Below are 16,937 nucleotides of genomic sequence, written 5' to 3'. Positions count from 1 at the left end.
CCTCATGCTGGTACAAATACGTACCGGCTTGGTACGTTCTTCGTGACATCAGACTAGAACGCGTTCTAAGGATGGGTCAATGACCCGACGTTCCCCGCCCACCGAGCGAGTCGTGCGGCTGCTGGACTTCTTCGCCGCGCACCCCGGCCGTCGCTTCGGCCTGTCGGAACTCGCGCGCGAACTGGACCTGGCCAAACCGACCTGTCTCGGCATCGTGACCGAGCTGGCCGCGGGCGGCTACCTGGTCCGGGATCCCGGCCCGGTCACCTACCGGCTCGGTCCGGCGATGGTCGCCGCGGGCCGCGTCGCGAGTGAGGGTTTCGGTGCGAGCGAGGTCGCGCGACGGCATCTGGAGGACCTGAGCAGGCGATACGCCGCCACGTGCACGGCGTCGGCCGTCGTCGGGGACCGGATCTTGATGCTGCAGAGCGCCGGGCCCGGTCGGGTCAAACTCGGCGAGACCTACCCGTTCGCGCCGCCGGTCGGCCTGATGTACGTGCTGTGGGATGCCGACGCGACGTTCGACGCGTGGCTCGCCAAACCCCCGGCGGTGCCGGTGCGGCTGGACGAGGCGCACCTGCGTCGCGTCGTCGCCGAATGCCGCGAGCACGGCTACCTGGTGGAGAGCCTGACCTCCGCCGGACGACGGCTCTACGCGCTGATGGCCGGCGTCGGCGCGGAGGAACTGCCGCCCGAAGTGCGGGGTCTGGTGGGCGAGCTCGTGTCGAGTCTCGGCGAACGCGTCTACCTCGGCGCCGATCTGGAGCCGCGCCACAAGCACGCGGTGAGCCTGCTCGCCGCGCCGACGTTCGACGCTTCGGGCAGGCAGGAACTGGTGCTCACGCTGTCGGTCGGCGAGCCGATCACCGGCGCCGAGATCGCGCGGCGGGGCGCGGCACTGGTCGCCACCGCCGACGCCGTCACCGCCGAATCCGGCGGCCGCCGCCCCCCGCGTTTAGTCCTCTGAACGCGGTAGTTGCCCGCGCCACCCGATGTCCCCAATGCCACATTAGGGACGCTGAGTGCCCCCAATGCCGCATTGGGGACACTCAGCGAGCCGCGCAAGGACCGCATTTAGAGGACGAAATGCGGGTCAGGAGGACCAGCGGTTCGCGGTGAGCTTGAAGCTGGACAGGTCGGCGGTCGACATCATCGTTTCGTACAGCCGGTCGTACTGGGTCGACGCGGTCAACCACGCGCCGTCCACCCGCCGGTAGGTGTCCTCGTAGTACGCCGCGCCCTCGATCACCACCCGGTGCTCGGGCACGATCACCTTGTCCCGCATCAGCCACGTGCCCGTCGCGGTGTCGCCGTCGACGTCGATCTCCGGCTGCCCGGCGAAATGCACCGTGGTGACACCGAGGCCGACGGCGTTCCGGAAGAACCCGATGATCGCGTCCCGCCCTTCGAAGGCCAGCGGTTCGCCGTAGGACGGCGTGCCGAAGCGCGCGTGCGCGTCGGTCGTCAGGGTCCCGCCCATCTCGTCCCACAGCTTGAGGTCGAGACAGCGGAGGTAGCGGGCTTTGAGGCGACGGATCTCTTCGAGCGCGACCAGGTCCATGCCGACAGCGTCCTCCTCCCCTTGACCAATCACAAGAACCTGTTCTACTTTTCTGATCTCGAACCACGGAGGTCACGATGGCGTCGCCGACCTACGAGCTCACCCATCTCGAAGCACTCGAAGCCGAAGCCGTGCACATCTTCCGCGAGGTCGCGGCGACCTTCGAACGACCGGTGCTGCTGTTCTCCGGCGGCAAGGACTCGATGGTGATGCTCCACGTGGCGGCCAAGGCGTTCTGGCCGTCACCACCACCGTTCCCGGTGATGCACGTCGACACCGGGCACAACTTCGACGAAGTGATCGAGTTCCGGGACCGCACGGTCGACACGTACGGGCTCCGGCTCGTCGTGACCAGCGTCCAAGACGACATCGACGCGGGCCGGGTCGTCGAAGACCCGAAGGCCGGCCGCAACCGTCTCCAGACCGCCGCCCTGCTGCGCGGGATCCGCGAGCATTCCTTCGACGCCGTCTTCGGCGGCGCCCGGCGCGACGAGGAGAAGGCCCGCGCCAAGGAACGCGTGTTCAGCTTCCGCGACGAGTTCGGCCAGTGGGATCCGCGCAATCAGCGGCCGGAGCTCTGGGATCTCTACAACGGCAGACATCGCAAGGGCGAGCACATCCGCGTCTTCCCGCTGTCGAACTGGACCGAACTCGACATCTGGCAGTACATCGAGGCCGAGGACGTCGACCTGCCTTCGATCTACTACTCGCACCGGCGCCCGGTCGTCCAACGGGACGGGATGCTGCTCGCGCACACTCGCTTCCTCACCTTGAGCGAAGGCGAAAGCCCTTACGAGGCAACGGTTCGCTTCCGCACCGTCGGCGACGCGACCTGCACCGGCTGCGTCGAGTCGACGGCGACCTCACCCGGTGAAGTGGTCGCCGAGGTGGCGGTCAGCAGGCTCACCGAACGCGGCGCCACCCGCGCCGACGACCGGATCTCCGAGGCGGGCATGGAAGACCGGAAGAAGGAAGGCTACTTCTGATGGGCGCTTCACAGCTGGTCCGGCTCGCGACCGCGGGCAGCGTCGACGACGGGAAGTCGACTCTCATCGGCCGCCTGTTGTTCGATTCGAAGACGGTGTTCACCGATCAGCTCGAAGCCATCGAACGCACCAGCCGCGACCGCGGCGAGGCGTATCCGAACCTCGCGCTGCTGACCGACGGCCTGCGCGCCGAACGCGAACAGGGCATCACGATCGACGTCGCCCACCGGTACTTCGCGACGCCGCGGCGGAAGTTCATCATCGCCGACACGCCGGGACACGTGCAGTACACCCGGAACATGGTCACCGGGGCGTCCACGGCGGACCTCGCGCTGATCCTGATCGACGCCCGCAAGGGCGTGCTCGAACAGTCGCGGCGGCACGCGTTCCTGGCGAGCCTGCTGGGAATCCCGCATCTGGTGTTGTGCGTCAACAAGATGGACCTGGTCGACTGGTCGCAGGAACGCTTCGAGGAGATCCGCGAGGACTTCCGGCGCTTCGCCATGAAGCTCCAGGTGCACGACCTGACCTTCGTGCCGATGTCGGCGCTGCACGGCGACAACGTCGTGCACCGGGGTGCCAGTATGCCTTGGTACGAAGGCACTTCCCTGCTGCATCACCTCGAACAGGTCCACGTGGCGTCGGATCGCAACCTCATCGACGCGCGATTCCCGGTGCAGTACGTGATCCGGGAGCACAGCCGCGATTTCCGCGGGTACGCGGGCACCGTCGCGGGCGGGGTGTTCAAACCCGGCGACGAGGTCGCCGTGCTGCCGTCCGGCTTCACCACGACGGTGCGCGCGATCTGGGGGCCGGGCGGCACCGCGATCACCGAAGCCTTCGCGTCGCAGGCCGTCACGATCGAACTCGACGACGACCTCGACCTAGGACGCGGCGACCTGATCTGCCGCCCCGGCAACCGGCCGCACACCAGCCGGGACGTCGACGCGATGGTGTGCTGGTTCTCCGAGCAGGACACGCTGAAGCCCGGTTCGCAGTACGTCGTGCGGCACACCACCCGGGAGACCAAGGCCGAGGTCCGCGACCTGGACTACCGGCTCGACGTCACCAGCCTGCACCGTGACGAGACCGCGAAAGCGTTGTCCCTCAATGAGATCGGCCGGATCCGGCTGCGCGCCCGGCAGCCGCTGCTGTTCGACTCCTACCGCCGCAACCGGTCCACCGGCGGTTTCCTCCTCGTCGACGAGCATTCCGGAGCGACGGTCGCGGCGGGCATGATCACCGGCCCGAGCGTGACGGCGTCGAACGTCGTCTGGCACACCGCCGCGGTCACCAGGGCGGAACGTCCGACCCGCGGGCTCACCGTCTGGCTCACCGGGCTTTCCGCGTCCGGGAAGTCGAGCGTGGCCGTGGAACTTGAGCGGCGGCTGGTGGCGTCCGGGCGGCCCGCGTATCTGCTGGACGGCGACAATCTCCGGCACGGGCTCAACGGGAACCTCGGCTTCAGCCCCGTCGATCGCGCCGAGAACGTCCGGCGTGTCGCGGAGGTCGCGAAGCTGTTCGCCGACGCGGGCGTGGTGTCGGTGGTGTCCCTGATCAGCCCGTATCAGGCCGACCGCGAACTCGCCCGCGCCGCGCACGAGGCGGCCGGGTTGCCGTTCCTGGAGATCTTCGTCGACACCCCGCTCGAGGTCTGCGAAGACCGCGACCCCAAGGGGATGTACGCGAAGGCGAGGGCGGGCGAGATCAGCGGCTTCACCGGGGTGGACGCTCCCTACGAGCGACCGGAGAGCCCGGATCTGGTGCTGCGCCCGGAAAACGGGGACCCCGCCGCGATGGCCGCGCTGATCCTCGCCGCCTTGGAGTAGCTGAAGGGCGCTTTCCCCGCATGAGATGCAGGGAAAGCGCCCTTCGCCTCGTCCTATGCGGGGAAAGCGTCCTTCAGCCGCCGTTGGAGGCCCGGTACGGAGCGGCCGCGTAGGTCCGGGCGGTGGTGGCCGTCAGCTTCTCGACCGACCGGAACATCGTCTTCCCGAGCTTCGTCCGCGCCCTCAGCGCCGGATGCGTCGAGGCGTAGTCGTCCTTGTTGACCGCCGGGTCGCCCGCGAACTCACCGGACGCGAACAGCGAGTAGGTCAGGATCGGCTTGCCGTCGGCGCTGAACATCACGCCCGCCTCGTTGCGGCCGTCCTTGAACCAGCCCGCCTTCGTGGCGACCCGCAGCCGCTCGGCCGAGGTCAGGTCGAGGCGCACGCCGTCGGTGAACGCGCTCAGCGAACGCAGGATGTTCAGCAGGTACTCGGTGGACTTCGCCGAAAGCAGCGTCCCACCGACCAGTTTCCGCAGCAGCGTATGCGTTTCGGCCGGGGTCGTCCTGCCGAGGAAGAACCGGTTCGGGTTCGCCACCGGGACGACCTGGGTGTGCACGAATCCCTTGCCGCGCAGGATCTCGTTGACCTCGGCGGCGGGGACGACCAGCCCGCACAGGCGGACGGCGGTGTTGTCGGACAGCGTCAGCAGCGCGGCCATCGCGTGCCCGAGGGTCACCGAACTCGGGTACGCGCCGTCGAGGCCGAAGATGCCGTCGGTGTCCTTGATGACGATGTCGGCTGTGACGTCGACGCGCTGGTCCAAAGTGAGCAGTCCGCGGTCGATCTTGTCGAGTACCGCGGTGGCGACCGCGATCTTGTTGACGCTGTAGGCCTCGACCACCTCGTCGGCCCGCTCGGAGACGGCGGGGATCAGGTTCCCGGCGGTGTCTGCGACGCTGACGTACGACGACCAAGTACCGCCCGCCTTCGCGGTTTCCCGGGCGTACACCTGGGAAATCCGGCGCGCGGCGGCCGAGGCATCAGCGGAAGGCGTGTCGATTTCGGACTCTTCGGCGGCCTGGGCGATCTGCGTTGTCCCGAGTACCGCGCCCGCGGCGGCGACCGTTCCCAGCCCCAGCACGCGACGGCGGTTGACGTTCGTGTCCACTCCGGAACCCTACCGCTTTCAGCCCGCCGGTGTGACGAATCCGGTGTCGTAGGCCTTGATCACCGCTTGCGTCCGGTCCCTCGCGCCGAGTTTCGCGAGAATGTTCCCGACATGCGTCTTCACCGTCTGCACACCGAGGTACAGCTCCCCGGCGATCTCCACATTGGACAGTCCAGCGGCCATCAGCCGCAGCACCTCGCGTTCGCGTTCGGTGAGGCCGGCGCCGTCGAGACCGTCCTGCGGGCCCCGGCGCGCCTGCTGCGCGGCCAGCCGCCGGATCGCGGCCGGGAACAGCAGAGACTCCCCCGCCGCCACCGTCCGGATCGCCGCGACGATCTCCTCGGGCCGAGCCCGCTTCAGCAGGAAGCCGCTGGCGCCGGCGAGCAGGGCGTCGTAGACGTAGTCGTCGTTCTCGAAGGTGGTCACCACGATCACCTTCGGCGGATTGTCCATGGTGGACCTCAGATGAGCGGTCGCGCGGATCCCGTCGACCGACGGCATCCGGACGTCCATCAGCACGACGTCGGGCCGGAACCGCGAGACCAGACCGGGCACCTCGGCGCCGTCGGCCGCCTCGCCCACGACCTCCAGATCGGGTTCGGAGGCGACGATCGCCCGCAGTCCCGCCCGGATCAGCTGTTCGTCGTCGACCAGCAGCACCCCGATGCTCATCGCCGTTTCCCCCATGGCACCGCCACCTCGACCTTCCAGCATCCGTCCGCCCGGCCCGCGGTGATCGTGCCCCCGAGCACTTCCACCCGTTCCGTCATTCCCCGCAGCCCCCGGCCGCCCCCATCCCGTGACGGTGCCGCGGTGCCGAGCGGGTTGGCCACCCGCAACCGCAGCAGCTCCGCTTCGGCTTCGACGTGCACCGTCACCGGCACCTTACCGGCGTGCCGCAACGCGTTCGTCAGGCATTCCTGCAAGATCCGATACGCCTCACGGGAGACGACCGGCGGGACCGACGCCGGGTCCCCCCGCACCTCCGCCGTCACCTCGGCGCCGGCCAGCCGCGTGGCCTCGACCAGCGCGGACAGTTCCGTCAGTCCCGACTGCGGCGCCCGCGACGACGCCTCCTCGCGCAGCAGCCCGAGCACGTGGTCCAGGTCGTCCAGCGCGGCACGGGCCGAGTCCTCGATCGCGGTGAGCGCCTGCTCGGTGAACTCCGGATCCGACCGCAGGGTCCGGCGCGCGGCCCCCGCCTGGATGGTCACGACGCTCAGCGCGTGGCCGACCGAGTCGTGCAGTTCCCGCGCGAGCCGGTTGCGTTCGGCGAGTTGTTCGGTGCGCTTCTCCAGCTGGGCGATCCGTTCGGCGGCCGAGATCCCCAGCAGGCTCTTGGCACAGCGGGTCAGCAGCGCTCCGGCGATCCAGACGGCGTACGCCAGCGCGACGAGGCCGAGCAGGAACGCCGCCGGGATCCAGGCGCTCGCCCAGCCTTTCGGCACCGTGATCGGGTCCTCTGTGGACAGCGCTATCCGGCCGGTGAACGGCGCCGCGACCGAGAAGCCGAAGGCGACCGGGACGAGCAGGCTCACCAGGCTGACGACACAGCCGGTGGCCACGTGCAGCAGGAACATCGCGCTCGACCGCAGCCGGACGGGCCAGCTCCCCGCGGGCCCGAACGTCACCCCGGGCACCGGATCGTCCAGCAGTTCCCGGACGGCCGCGCCTTCCAGCACCCGGACGGCGGGGAGGAACGACGACGCGATCACCACCAGGACGACGGTGATCATCGCGATGACGATCCCGCGCCCCATCGTCACGACAAGGGGCAGCAGCGACGGCACCACGATGGCGGCGAAGAGCAGGTACGGCACGCTGAGGGCGCCGCCGAGGATGAAGTACACCCACCGGCGGTAGGTCGCCCGGTCCACGAGCGGGCCGAAAAGTCGCATGCGCTCTTTCTAGCGTGTGCCTGCTTCGCGCGGATCCCTCATCAGTATCTCCGCGATCTCCCTCGCGAGCGTGACCCGATGCGCGTCCCCGTCGATGCCGGTGTGCGCGACAGCGCCTTCCAACAGGAGGAAGAGCTGCTCCGCGAGCCGCTCGGGATCGGCCGCGCCCGGGGCGTCCTCTCGGAGGAGTTCGGCGAACTTCGCCCGGACCGCCTCCTTGTGCCGCCGGATCACGTCGAGCCCGGGATGCCCGGCGGGCAGTTCGGCGGCCGCGTTGAGGAACGCGCAACCCCTGTCACTGCCGAGTTTCGGGTGATCGATGTAGGCGTCGAAGACCACGAGCGCCCGGGGCGAGTCGGCACCGGCCAGCCGCTCTTCGAGGTACGCCCACCAGACGTCGTGCCGTCGCCGCAGGTACGCGAGCGTGAGTTCCGTTTTCGACCCGAAGCACGCGTACAGCGTCTTTTTCGTGACGCCCGCGGCCTCTGCCACGGCGGCGACGCCCACCGCGTTCAGGCCCTCCCGGTAGAAGAGCTCGGTCGCGGCCGCCAGGACACGCTCGCCGGCTGGAGTCAGCATGCCTCGACTATACCGATCGGTTGACCTGAGCGCGAAATGCGGGAACACTCCCCAGGTATACCGCTCGGTATATATACAGAGGAGGTCTACTGGTGTCTTCGCACAAACGCGAGCTGACGCTCACCGCGGCCGGGTTGTCGCTGATCGCGGTCACCTACGGACTCGCGAGGTACGCGTACGGGCTCTTCGCGCCGACCCTCCGGACGGAGTTCGACCTCGACGGCGGCGCGCTCGGCGCCATCGCGGCGGGAAGTTACGTCGCGTACTGCCTGGCCGTCGTCGTTTCGACCGCCGTCACGACCCGCTGGGGTTCGCGGACCGGCGCGCTCGCCGCCGGGACGGCCGCCACCGCGGGAACCGCGCTGATCGCGGCCGCGCCGAACGCCGCCGTCCTCGCGCTCGGCGTCGTCCTCGCGGGGGCCAGCACGGGCCTGGCCTCCCCGTCACTCGCGGACGCGGTCTCCCGGGTCGTGCGGGTGACCCGGCGCGACCGCGCCCAATCCGTGGTGAACGCCGGAACCGGGCTCGGCGTGCTGGTCTCGGGCCCGGTCTCGCTGCTCGCGATCGGCGACTGGCGGCTGGCCTGGTGGGCCTTCGCGGCCGCCTCGGCGCTGGTCACCCTGTGGATCGCGCGGGTCGTGCCGCCGGTCAAGGAGGACCGGGCACGCGGGCTGCCGGTACCGCTGTTCCCGCCGGCCATCGGACGGCTGCTGCCCGCCGCCGCGACACTCGGCCTGGCCAGCGCGGCTATCTGGACGTTCGGCCGGGACATCGCCGTGAGTGTCGGCGGGCTCGGCGAAACGGAGTCGACGGTGGTGTGGATCGTCCTCGGCGCGGTCGGCCTGGCAGGCGCGTTCACCGCCGCGTTGACCTCGCGGGCGGGACTGCGCCGGGCATGGTCGGCGGGGATGGTCCTGTTCGCCCTCGCCACGGCGCTCTTCGCGCTCGCCACCCGGTCGTTCCCCGCGCTCGTCATCGCGGCCGCGCTGTTCGGAGCCGTCTACATCGGACTGACCGGCGTGCTGATCCTCTGGGGCACCAGGGCTTATCCGACGGCGCCCGCGTTCGGTGTCGGCGTGGCCTTCCTGATGCTGGCGCTCGGCCAAGCCGCCGGGGCACCGCTCATCGGCCTCCTCGGCGATCTGATCGACCTTCGCGCCGGCTTCCTCGCGGCCGCGGCGGTGGCCGTCCTCGGAGTCCTGTTCGCGCCCAAGGAAGCGACCACTACGTACAACTTCGGGGTCCGTTCCCTCTCAAGGGTGAGTACCGTCCCGCCGGAGCGGGAATCCCGCGTGGGCTGCGCGTGATGTCCTCATCGGCATGAACCTGCTGCTCGGCCTGCTCACCTTGCCCGTCTACGCGCTGATGCTGTGGCCGCTCGTGGTCGCCGCCCGCCGCGTGCTGGGCGTGCGGATCGGCGTGATCCGCGCGTTCTGCGCGGCCGGCTTCGGCTGGCTGGTCGCGGGCGGCATCCTCACCGCGGTCCCCCGCCTGATGTACGCGGGCAGCGCCTTCGCCGGACTGGTCATCCCGGTGGCGGGCAGCGCGTTCCTGGCGACGCTGATCTTCCTGTTCGTCGCGGAGTTCGTCCTGCCGTCCGGTTCGGGGCTCGGCCTGATCGGCAGGATCCGGTCGCTGCGCCGCCGCGCGGCCCGGACACGGCGGTACTCGCAGATCACCCGGATCGCGATCAAACACGGCCTCGGCCGGTACCTCACCGGCCGCCGCGAACCCGGCCTCGCCCAGGTCCGGCACGCCAAACTGGCGCGTTCGCTGCGGCGCGCGCTGGAGGAGGGCGGCGTGACGTTCGTGAAACTCGGGCAACTGCTCTCGACGCGGTCCGATCTGCTCCCGCCGGTGTTCGTCGACGAACTGAGCAAACTCCAGGACCAGGTCGCCTTCGCCGACGCGGACGAGGTCGCGACGGTGCTGCGAGAGGAACTGGGCGGCAACCCGGACGAGATCTTCGCCGAGTTCGATCCGGAACCGATCGCGGCCGCGTCGATCGCGCAGGTCTACCGGGCGAAACTGCGCGACGGGCAGGACGTCGTCGTCAAGGTGCAACGGCCCGGCGTCCAGGCACTGGTCGAGCGGGACCTCGACATCGTCCGCCGGGTCGCGGCCGCGCTGGACCAGCGCGCGGACTGGGCGCGCTCGCTCGGCGTCGTCGATCTGGCCGAGGGATTCGCCGACGCGCTGGTCGAGGAACTCGACTTCCGCACCGAAGCCAGGAACATCGAAGCGGTCGCGGCCGCCTACCCCGGCGACGAAGTCGCTCTCCCGACCGTCCACAAAGCACTGTCCACCGAGCGAGTCCTGGTGATGCGGCGCCTCGACGGCAAACCGCTCGCCGCCGCCAAGGAACGGGTCCCGGCCGCGGAACGGGCGAACCTCGCGCGGTCGATGCTGCGCTGCGTGCTCGGCCAGGTGATGGGCAGCGGCGTCTTCCACGCCGACCCGCATCCCGGCAACGTCCTGCTGCTCGCCGACGGCAGGCTGGGCCTGCTCGACTTCGGCTCGGTCGGACGGCTCGACTCGGGTCTGCGCGGCGGGTTGCAGAACCTCATCCTCGCCCTCGACCGCGGCGACCCGGCCGCGTTGCGCGACGGCCTGCTGGAGATCGTCGACCGGCCGGACGACATCGAGGAGCGACGGCTGGAGCGGGCACTGGGTGCCTTGGTGGCCAAGCACTTCAACCACGGACAGGCCCCGGACCTGGACATGTTCACCGACCTGTTCCGGGTGATCGCCGACTTCCGGCTCAGCGTTCCCCCGCCGATCGCCGCGGTGTTCCGCGCACTGGCCACTTTGGAGGGAACGCTGGCCGCGCTGGCGCCGGGATTCAACATCGTCGTCGAGTCCCGCGCCTACGCCGCCGAGCAGGTGGGTGCCGGATTGCGGCCGGAATCGCTGCGTTCCACTGCCACCAACGAACTGATGGCGCTCCTGCCGGTGCTGCGCCGCCTGCCCCGCCGGATCGACCGGATCGGCAACGCGCTCGAACAGGGCAGGCTTTCGGTCAACGTCCGGCTGTTCTCCGACGAACGCGACCGCGACGTGGTCACCGGACTGGTGCACGAGGTCCTGCTGGCGTTCGTCGGCGCGGCCACCGGGCTCATGGCCGTGTTGTTGCTGGGCAGCGCGACCGGCCCGGAGGTCCTGCCGGGTGTCACGCTGCACCAGATGTTCGGTTACAACCTGCTGGTGGTCAGCGCGCTGGTGGGACTGCGGCTGCTTTTCGTCGTTTTCCGGCGGACCGGGCAACGGTCACGATCGCCCCGATGACCCCGAGGCCCACTCCACCGAACTTAATGCGATCCCCGAAGCGCGTGAAGGCCCCCTTCCCTCGGCTGAGCCGAGGGAAGGGGGCCTTCACGCGCAAAAGCAGGGATCAGACGGTGAAGCCGAGGGCGCGCAGCTGTTCGCGGCCGTCATCGGTGATCTTCTCCGGGCCCCACGGCGGCATCCAGACCCAGTTGATCCGGAAGTCCTTGACCAGCCCCGTTCCCCCGCCGACGAGCGCGGCACCGGTCTGGTCCTCGATGACGTCGGTCAGCGGACAGGCCGCGGACGTCAGCGTCATGTCGATGGTGGCGGTGTTGTCCGGCTCGACGTGGATGCCGTAGACGAGCCCGAGGTCGACGACGTTGATGCCGAGTTCGGGGTCGACGACGTCACGCATCGCCTCTTCGACGTCCTCGACCTTCGCCACGTCGGCGGCGTCCGGGGCGGCGGTGGTCTCGGCGTCGAGGTCGGCGGCCGTGCGCCCCTCGCGGGTTTCGGTCTGCTGTTCGGTCATGCCGTCTCAACTCCGTTGGTCGTGCGGGCGACGGCGTCCTTGAACGCCATCCATCCGAGCAGGGCGCATTTCACGCGAGCCGGGTACTTGGCCACGCCGGCGAAGGCGATGCCGTCCTCCAGCACTTCCTCGTCCGGCTCGATCTGACCCTTGCCCTGCATCAGCTCGACGAAGGCGTCCATGGTGGTGAACGCCTCCTCCACGGTGTGCCCGACGACGAGATCCGTCAAGACCGACGTGGAGGCCTGGCTGATCGAGCAGCCCTGCCCCTCGTAGGAGACGTCGGCGACCTTCCCGTCGTCGACCTTCACCCGCAGTGTCACCTCGTCACCACAGGTCGGGTTGACCTGGAACGACTCGCCGTCGAACGGCTCGCGCAGACCGCGGCCGTGCGGGTTCTTGTAGTGGTCCAGGATGATCTCCTGGTACATGCTCTCCAGGTTCATCACGCCACCCCGAAGAACTTCTGCGCCTCACGCACACCGTTCACCAGAGCGTCCACTTCGGACAGTGTGTTGTAGACGTAGAACGACGCGCGCACGGTCGCCGGGACCGAGCAGGCCCGGTGCAGCGGCCACGCGCAGTGGTGCCCGACGCGGACGGCGACGCCGAGACTGTCCAGCACCTGGCCCGAGTCGTGCGGGTGGACGCCGTCGATGACGAACGACACCAGCCCGCCGCGGTCGGCCATGTCGGTGGGGCCGATGATCCGCACGCCCGGGATCTCACCGAGCCCGGTCAGCGCGGCCTCGGTGAGGAGGTGCTCGTGCGCGGCGACCCGCTCCATGCCGATCGCCGACAGGTAGTCGGCGGCCGCGCCGAGGCCGACGGCCTGCGACGTCATGGGGGTGCCTGCCTCGAACCGCTGCGGCGGCGCGGCGAACGTGGTCTGCTCCATGCGGACCAGCTCGATCATCGAGCCGCCGGTCAGGAACGGCGGCATCGCTTCGAGCAGCTCGCGCTTGCCGTAGAGGACACCGATGCCGTACGGGCCGACCATCTTGTGCCCGGCGAAAGCGGCGAAGTCGACGTCCAGCGCGTGCAGGTCCACAGGGAAGTGCGGCACCGACTGGCAGGCGTCCAGCACGACCAGCGCGCCGGCCTTGCGGGCCTTCTTCACCAGGAACTCGACCGGGTTGATCGTGCCGAGCACGTTGGACTGGTGCGTGAACGCCAGCACCTTGGTCCGCTCGGTGATCAGCTCGTCCACATTGGACAGGTCGAGGCGGCCGTCGGCGGTGACGGAGAACCACTTCAGCGTCGCGCCGGTGCGCTGGCAGAGCTGCTGCCACGGCACCAGGTTCGCGTGGTGCTCCATCTCGGTGATGACGATCTCGTCGCCGGGACCGATCTTGAACCGCTCGGCCTCGGGACCGGCCGTGGCGGCGTTGCTCATCGCGTAGGCGACGAGGTTGATGCCCTCGGTGGCGTTCTTGGTGAACACCAGCTCGTGCGGGGAGGCGCCGACGAACTCCGCGATCCGCACGCGGGCGGATTCGTAGGCGTCGGTCGCCTCCTCGGCGAGCTGGTGCGCGCCGCGGTGCACCGCGGCGTTCGAGGTCTCCAGGAACCGGCGCTCGGCTTCGAGCACCTGCGCCGGTTTCTGGGACGTCGCACCGGAATCCAGATACACCAAGGGTTTCCCGTCCCGCACGGTGCGGGTCAGGATCGGGAAGTCGGCCCTGATGGCCGCCACATCTAGCGGTACAGAGTTAGCCGTGGTGGTGGTCATCGGGCCAACTCCTCTCGGTGTAGTCGCGAAATCAGTGATCAGGCTGTGCGAGCTCAGACCGCGGCGGTCTCGGCGGAGCCGGTGTACTTGACGTACCCGTTCTCCTCCAGCTCGTCCGCGAGTTCACGGCCACCGGACTCGACGATCTTGCCGCCGGCGAAGACGTGCACGAAGTCGGGCGTGATGTGCCGCAGGATCCGCGTGTAGTGCGTGATCAGCATGACGCCGGCGTCGTTGTTGGCCTTGAACTCGTTGACGCCCTCGGACACGACGCGCAGCGCGTCGACGTCGAGGCCCGAGTCGGTCTCGTCGAGGATGGCGATCTTCGGCTTGAGCAGCGCCAGCTGCAGGATCTCGTGGCGCTTCTTCTCGCCGCCGGAGAAGCCCTCGTTCACCGAACGCTCGGCGAACTCGGACGAGATGTCCAGCTTGCCCATCTCCTCCTTGACCTCCTTGACCCAGTGACGAAGCTTGGGGGCCTCGCCGCGGACCGAGGTGACCGCGGTGCGGAGGAAGTTGGACATGGACACGCCCGGAACCTCGACCGGGTACTGCATGGCGAGGAACAGGCCCGCGCGGGCGCGCTCGTCGACGCTCATCTCCAGCACGTCCTCACCGTCGAGCAGGACCTGCCCGGAGGTGACTTCGTACTTGGGGTGACCGGCGATGGCGTAGGACAGCGTGGACTTGCCCGAACCGTTGGGGCCCATGATCGCGTGGGTCTCGCCCGACTTGATGGTCAGGTTGACGCCCTTGAGGATCTCCTTGGGGCCCTCCTCGGTCGTGACCGAGGCGTGCAGATCCTTGATTTCCAGCGTAGGCATTTCTTTCCTAAAGTCTGATGTGGACGGACGAGGGCTTAGACGCCCACGGCTTCGAGCTCGGCTTCGATCGCGGCCTCGAGACGCTCGCGCACCTCGGGAACGCCGATCTTGACCAGGATCTCGTGGAAGAACCCGCGTACGACCAGGCGCCGCGCGGCGTCCTCGCCGATTCCCCGCGACTGGAGGTAGAACAACTGCTCGTCGTCGAACCTTCCCGTCGCGCTCGCGTGTCCGGCGCCTTCGATCTCGCCGGTCTCGATCTCCAGGTTCGGGATCGAGTCCGCCCGCGCGCCCGGCGTCAGCACCAGGTTGCGGTTGAGCTCGTAGGTGTCGGTCGCTTCGGCGGCCGCGCGGATCAGCACGTCGCCGACCCACACGGTGTGCGCGCCATCGCCCTGGAGCGCGCCCTTGTACATCACCCGCGACTTGCAGTTCGGCACCGCGTGGTCGACGAAGAGACGGTGTTCCTGGTGCTGTCCTTCGTCCGCGAAGTACAGGCCGAGCATCTCGACGTCGCCGCCCTTGTCGGCGAAGGTCGCCGTCGGCGAGACGCGGACCAGGTCACCGCCCAGCGTGATGACGATGTGCTTGAGCGTGGCGTCGCGGCCGAGCTTGAGGTGCTGCTCGGAGACGTGCACCGCGTCGTCGGCCCAGTCCTGGACGCTGACCACGGTCACGTTCGCCGAATCGCCGATGACGAACTCGACGTTGTCGGCGTAGGTGCCGGAGCCGACGTGGTCGAGGACGATGACGGCCTCGGAGAACTGCTCGGCGCGGACCTGCACGTGCCCGTAGGCGACCTTGCCCTCGCCGGGGCCGGTGATCTTCACCGTCGACGGCTTCGACGTCTTCGTCTCCTTGGGCACCGTGATGACGGTGGCCTCGGTGAACGAGGAGTAGGCCTGCGCGGCGATCCGGTCGCTCGGGACACCCGCGACGCCGAGGCGCTCGTCGTCCCGGCCGACCTTCTCGATCTTCAGTTCAGGGGCGGCGTCGGCGTCCACAGTGGCCGAACCCGAAACGGTGGCGGACCCGTCGTGCAGGCCGCGCAGCCGCTTCATCGGCGTGAACCGCCAGTTCTCCTCGCGACCGCCGGGGACCTCGAAGGCCTCGACGTCGTGGGAGGTGAAGCGCTCCGCGCGGGACGTGGCCGGGATGACCACGCCCTCGCGCATCGCTTCGGAAACGTTGTTCTCGGTAACCGACATGACTAGCCGACGGACCCTTCCATCTGAAGCTCGATCAGGCGGTTCAGCTCGAGCGCGTACTCCATCGGCAGCTCACGCGCGATGGGCTCGACGAACCCGCGCACGATCATCGCCATGGCCTCGGCCTCGTCGAGACCGCGCGACATGAGGTAGAACATCTGGTCTTCGCTGACCTTCGAGACGGTCGCCTCGTGGCCCATCGACACCTCGTCGTTGCGGATGTCGACGTACGGGTACGTGTCCGACCGCGAGATCGTGTCGACCAGCAGCGCGTCACAGACCACGCTGGACCGCGAGTGGTGCGCCCGCTTCGCGACCTTGACCAGGCCGCGGTAGGAGGTGCGGCCACCGCCGCGCGCCACCGACTTCGACACGATGGTCGAGGAGGTGTGCGGCGCCAGGTGCTCCATCTTCGCGCCGGCGTCCTGGTGCTGGCCCTCGCCCGCGAACGCGACCGAGAGGACCTCGCCCTTGGCGTGCTCGCCCATGAGGAACACGGACGGGTACTTCATCGTGACCTTGGAACCGATGTTGCCGTCGATCCACTCCATGGTCGCGCCCTCTTCGCACTTGGCGCGCTTGGTGACCAGGTTGTAGACGTTGTTCGACCAGTTCTGGATGGTCGTGTAGCGGCAGCGGGCGCCCTTCTTCACGATGATCTCCACGACCGCCGAGTGCAGCGAGTCGGACTGGTAGATCGGCGCGGTGCAGCCCTCGACGTAGTGCACGTAGGCGTCTTCGTCGACGATGATCAGGGTCCGCTCGAACTGACCCATGTTCTCGGTGTTGATGCGGAAGTACGCCTGCAGCGGGATGTCCACCTTGATGCCCTTGGGGACGTAGATGAACGAGCCGCCGGACCACACCGCGGTGTTCAGCGCGGAGAACTTGTTGTCCCCGGCCGGGATCACGGAGCCGAAGTACTCCTTGAAGATCTCCGGGTGCTCCTTGAGCGCGGTGTCGGTGTCCAGGAACAGGACGCCCTGCGCCTCCAGATCCTCGCGGATCGAGTGGTAGACGACCTCGGACTCGTACTGCGCGGCGACACCGGCTACGAGGCGCTGCTTCTCCGCCTCGGGGATGCCGAGCCGGTCGTACGTGTTCTTGATGTCCTCGGGCAGGTCCTCCCAGGAGGTGGCCTGCTTCTCACTGGACCGCACGAAGTACTTGATGTTGTCGAAGTCGATCCCGGAGAGGTCCGCACCCCAGTTGGGCATGGGCTTCAGATCGAAGAGCTTGAGCGCCTTGAGTCGCGCTTCGCGCATCCACTCCGGCTCGGACTTCTTCGAGGAGATGTCGGTGACGACGTCCTCGTTCAGTCCTCGGCGGGCGCTGGCGCCCGCCTCGTCGGAGTCCGCCCAGCCGAACGCGTACTTGCCAAGGGACTCGATGGTCTCTTCCTGGCTCATG

The 16,937-nt window shown here is 68.8% G+C and carries 16 protein-coding genes; 5 read left to right on the top strand and 11 right to left on the bottom strand.

Annotation, left to right across the window (positions count from 1 at the left end; genetic code table 11):
* Window positions 1-79 precede the first annotated feature (79 nt).
* A complete protein-coding gene (locus B0293_RS22815) occupies window positions 80-967 on the top strand; it encodes a helix-turn-helix domain-containing protein (RefSeq protein WP_005152193.1) in 888 nt (295 codons plus the stop codon).
* Between the two features lie 126 nt (window positions 968-1,093).
* Here B0293_RS22815 and B0293_RS22810 read toward each other — a convergent pair whose 3' ends face one another.
* On the bottom strand, window positions 1,094-1,561 hold the full coding sequence (locus B0293_RS22810; protein ID WP_005152197.1) for a nuclear transport factor 2 family protein: 468 nt from the start codon (window positions 1,559-1,561) through the stop codon (window positions 1,094-1,096).
* Between the two features lie 77 nt (window positions 1,562-1,638).
* Between B0293_RS22810 and cysD the strand changes: the two genes are divergently transcribed.
* Window positions 1,639-2,547 (top strand): sulfate adenylyltransferase subunit CysD, encoded by a 909-nt coding sequence (gene cysD / locus B0293_RS22805; protein WP_005152200.1) that lies wholly within the window; start codon window positions 1,639-1,641, stop codon window positions 2,545-2,547.
* The gene (cysC, locus tag B0293_RS22800) at window positions 2,547-4,376 is read left to right on the top strand and encodes an adenylyl-sulfate kinase (RefSeq protein ID WP_005152202.1); all 1,830 of its coding nucleotides are present in this window, start codon (window positions 2,547-2,549) and stop codon (window positions 4,374-4,376) included. The genes cysD and cysC overlap by 1 nt, the downstream gene beginning before the upstream one ends.
* 73 nt (window positions 4,377-4,449) lie before the next feature.
* On the opposite strand, the gene B0293_RS22795 is transcribed toward cysC, so the two are convergent.
* From B0293_RS22795 to B0293_RS22780, 4 genes are read right to left on the bottom strand one after another with little or no spacing between them, the layout of a single operon-like run.
* The gene (locus B0293_RS22795) at window positions 4,450-5,487 is read right to left on the bottom strand and encodes a serine hydrolase (RefSeq protein ID WP_005152204.1); all 1,038 of its coding nucleotides are present in this window, start codon (window positions 5,485-5,487) and stop codon (window positions 4,450-4,452) included.
* 18 nt (window positions 5,488-5,505) lie between these two features.
* On the bottom strand, window positions 5,506-6,159 hold the full coding sequence (locus tag B0293_RS22790; protein ID WP_039915827.1) for a response regulator: 654 nt from the start codon (window positions 6,157-6,159) through the stop codon (window positions 5,506-5,508).
* Window positions 6,156-7,385, bottom strand: coding sequence for a sensor histidine kinase (locus B0293_RS22785; RefSeq protein ID WP_005152207.1), 1,230 nt, complete (start codon window positions 7,383-7,385; stop codon window positions 6,156-6,158). The genes B0293_RS22790 and B0293_RS22785 overlap by 4 nt, the downstream gene beginning before the upstream one ends.
* Window positions 7,386-7,394: 9 nt before the next feature.
* On the bottom strand, window positions 7,395-7,964 hold the full coding sequence (locus tag B0293_RS22780; protein WP_005152213.1) for a TetR/AcrR family transcriptional regulator: 570 nt from the start codon (window positions 7,962-7,964) through the stop codon (window positions 7,395-7,397).
* Window positions 7,965-8,056: 92 nt separating this feature from the next.
* Between B0293_RS22780 and B0293_RS22775 the strand changes: the two genes are divergently transcribed.
* Entirely contained in the window at window positions 8,057-9,271 is a 1,215-nt protein-coding gene (locus B0293_RS22775) for an MFS transporter (protein WP_005152214.1), read from the top strand.
* Window positions 9,272-9,284: 13 nt separating this feature from the next.
* The gene (locus B0293_RS22770; protein ID WP_005152215.1) at window positions 9,285-11,249 is read left to right on the top strand and encodes an ABC1 kinase family protein; all 1,965 of its coding nucleotides are present in this window, start codon (window positions 9,285-9,287) and stop codon (window positions 11,247-11,249) included.
* Window positions 11,250-11,355: 106 nt separating this feature from the next.
* Here B0293_RS22770 and B0293_RS22765 read toward each other — a convergent pair whose 3' ends face one another.
* Genes B0293_RS22765 through sufB form a run of 6 tightly spaced genes read right to left on the bottom strand, consistent with a single transcriptional unit; the run spans window position 11,356 to window position 16,936 of the window.
* A complete protein-coding gene (locus B0293_RS22765; RefSeq protein WP_005152216.1) occupies window positions 11,356-11,763 on the bottom strand; it encodes a metal-sulfur cluster assembly factor in 408 nt (135 codons plus the stop codon).
* Window positions 11,760-12,209, bottom strand: a complete 450-nt coding sequence (gene sufU, locus B0293_RS22760) for a Fe-S cluster assembly sulfur transfer protein SufU (protein WP_005152220.1) — start codon at window positions 12,207-12,209, stop codon at window positions 11,760-11,762. Before sufU ends, B0293_RS22765 begins: the two co-directional genes overlap by 4 nt.
* A complete protein-coding gene (locus B0293_RS22755) occupies window positions 12,209-13,495 on the bottom strand; it encodes a cysteine desulfurase (protein ID WP_005152222.1) in 1,287 nt (428 codons plus the stop codon). Before B0293_RS22755 ends, sufU begins: the two co-directional genes overlap by 1 nt.
* A 53-nt stretch (window positions 13,496-13,548) precedes the next feature.
* Window positions 13,549-14,319 (bottom strand): Fe-S cluster assembly ATPase SufC, encoded by a 771-nt coding sequence (gene sufC / locus B0293_RS22750; protein WP_005152224.1) that lies wholly within the window; start codon window positions 14,317-14,319, stop codon window positions 13,549-13,551.
* A gap of 35 nt (window positions 14,320-14,354) precedes the next feature.
* The gene (sufD, locus tag B0293_RS22745; protein ID WP_005152228.1) at window positions 14,355-15,527 is read right to left on the bottom strand and encodes a Fe-S cluster assembly protein SufD; all 1,173 of its coding nucleotides are present in this window, start codon (window positions 15,525-15,527) and stop codon (window positions 14,355-14,357) included.
* 2 nt (window positions 15,528-15,529) lie between these two features.
* On the bottom strand, window positions 15,530-16,936 hold the full coding sequence (gene sufB / locus B0293_RS22740) for a Fe-S cluster assembly protein SufB (protein WP_407640105.1): 1,407 nt from the start codon (window positions 16,934-16,936) through the stop codon (window positions 15,530-15,532).
* Window position 16,937: the final 1 nt, after the last annotated feature.

The organism is Amycolatopsis azurea DSM 43854, assembly GCF_001995215.1.
Taxonomy (GTDB): domain Bacteria; phylum Actinomycetota; class Actinomycetes; order Mycobacteriales; family Pseudonocardiaceae; genus Amycolatopsis; species Amycolatopsis azurea.
Note: the sequence above shows the minus strand (reverse complement) of the source record. Positions and strands in the feature narration are given on the sequence as shown.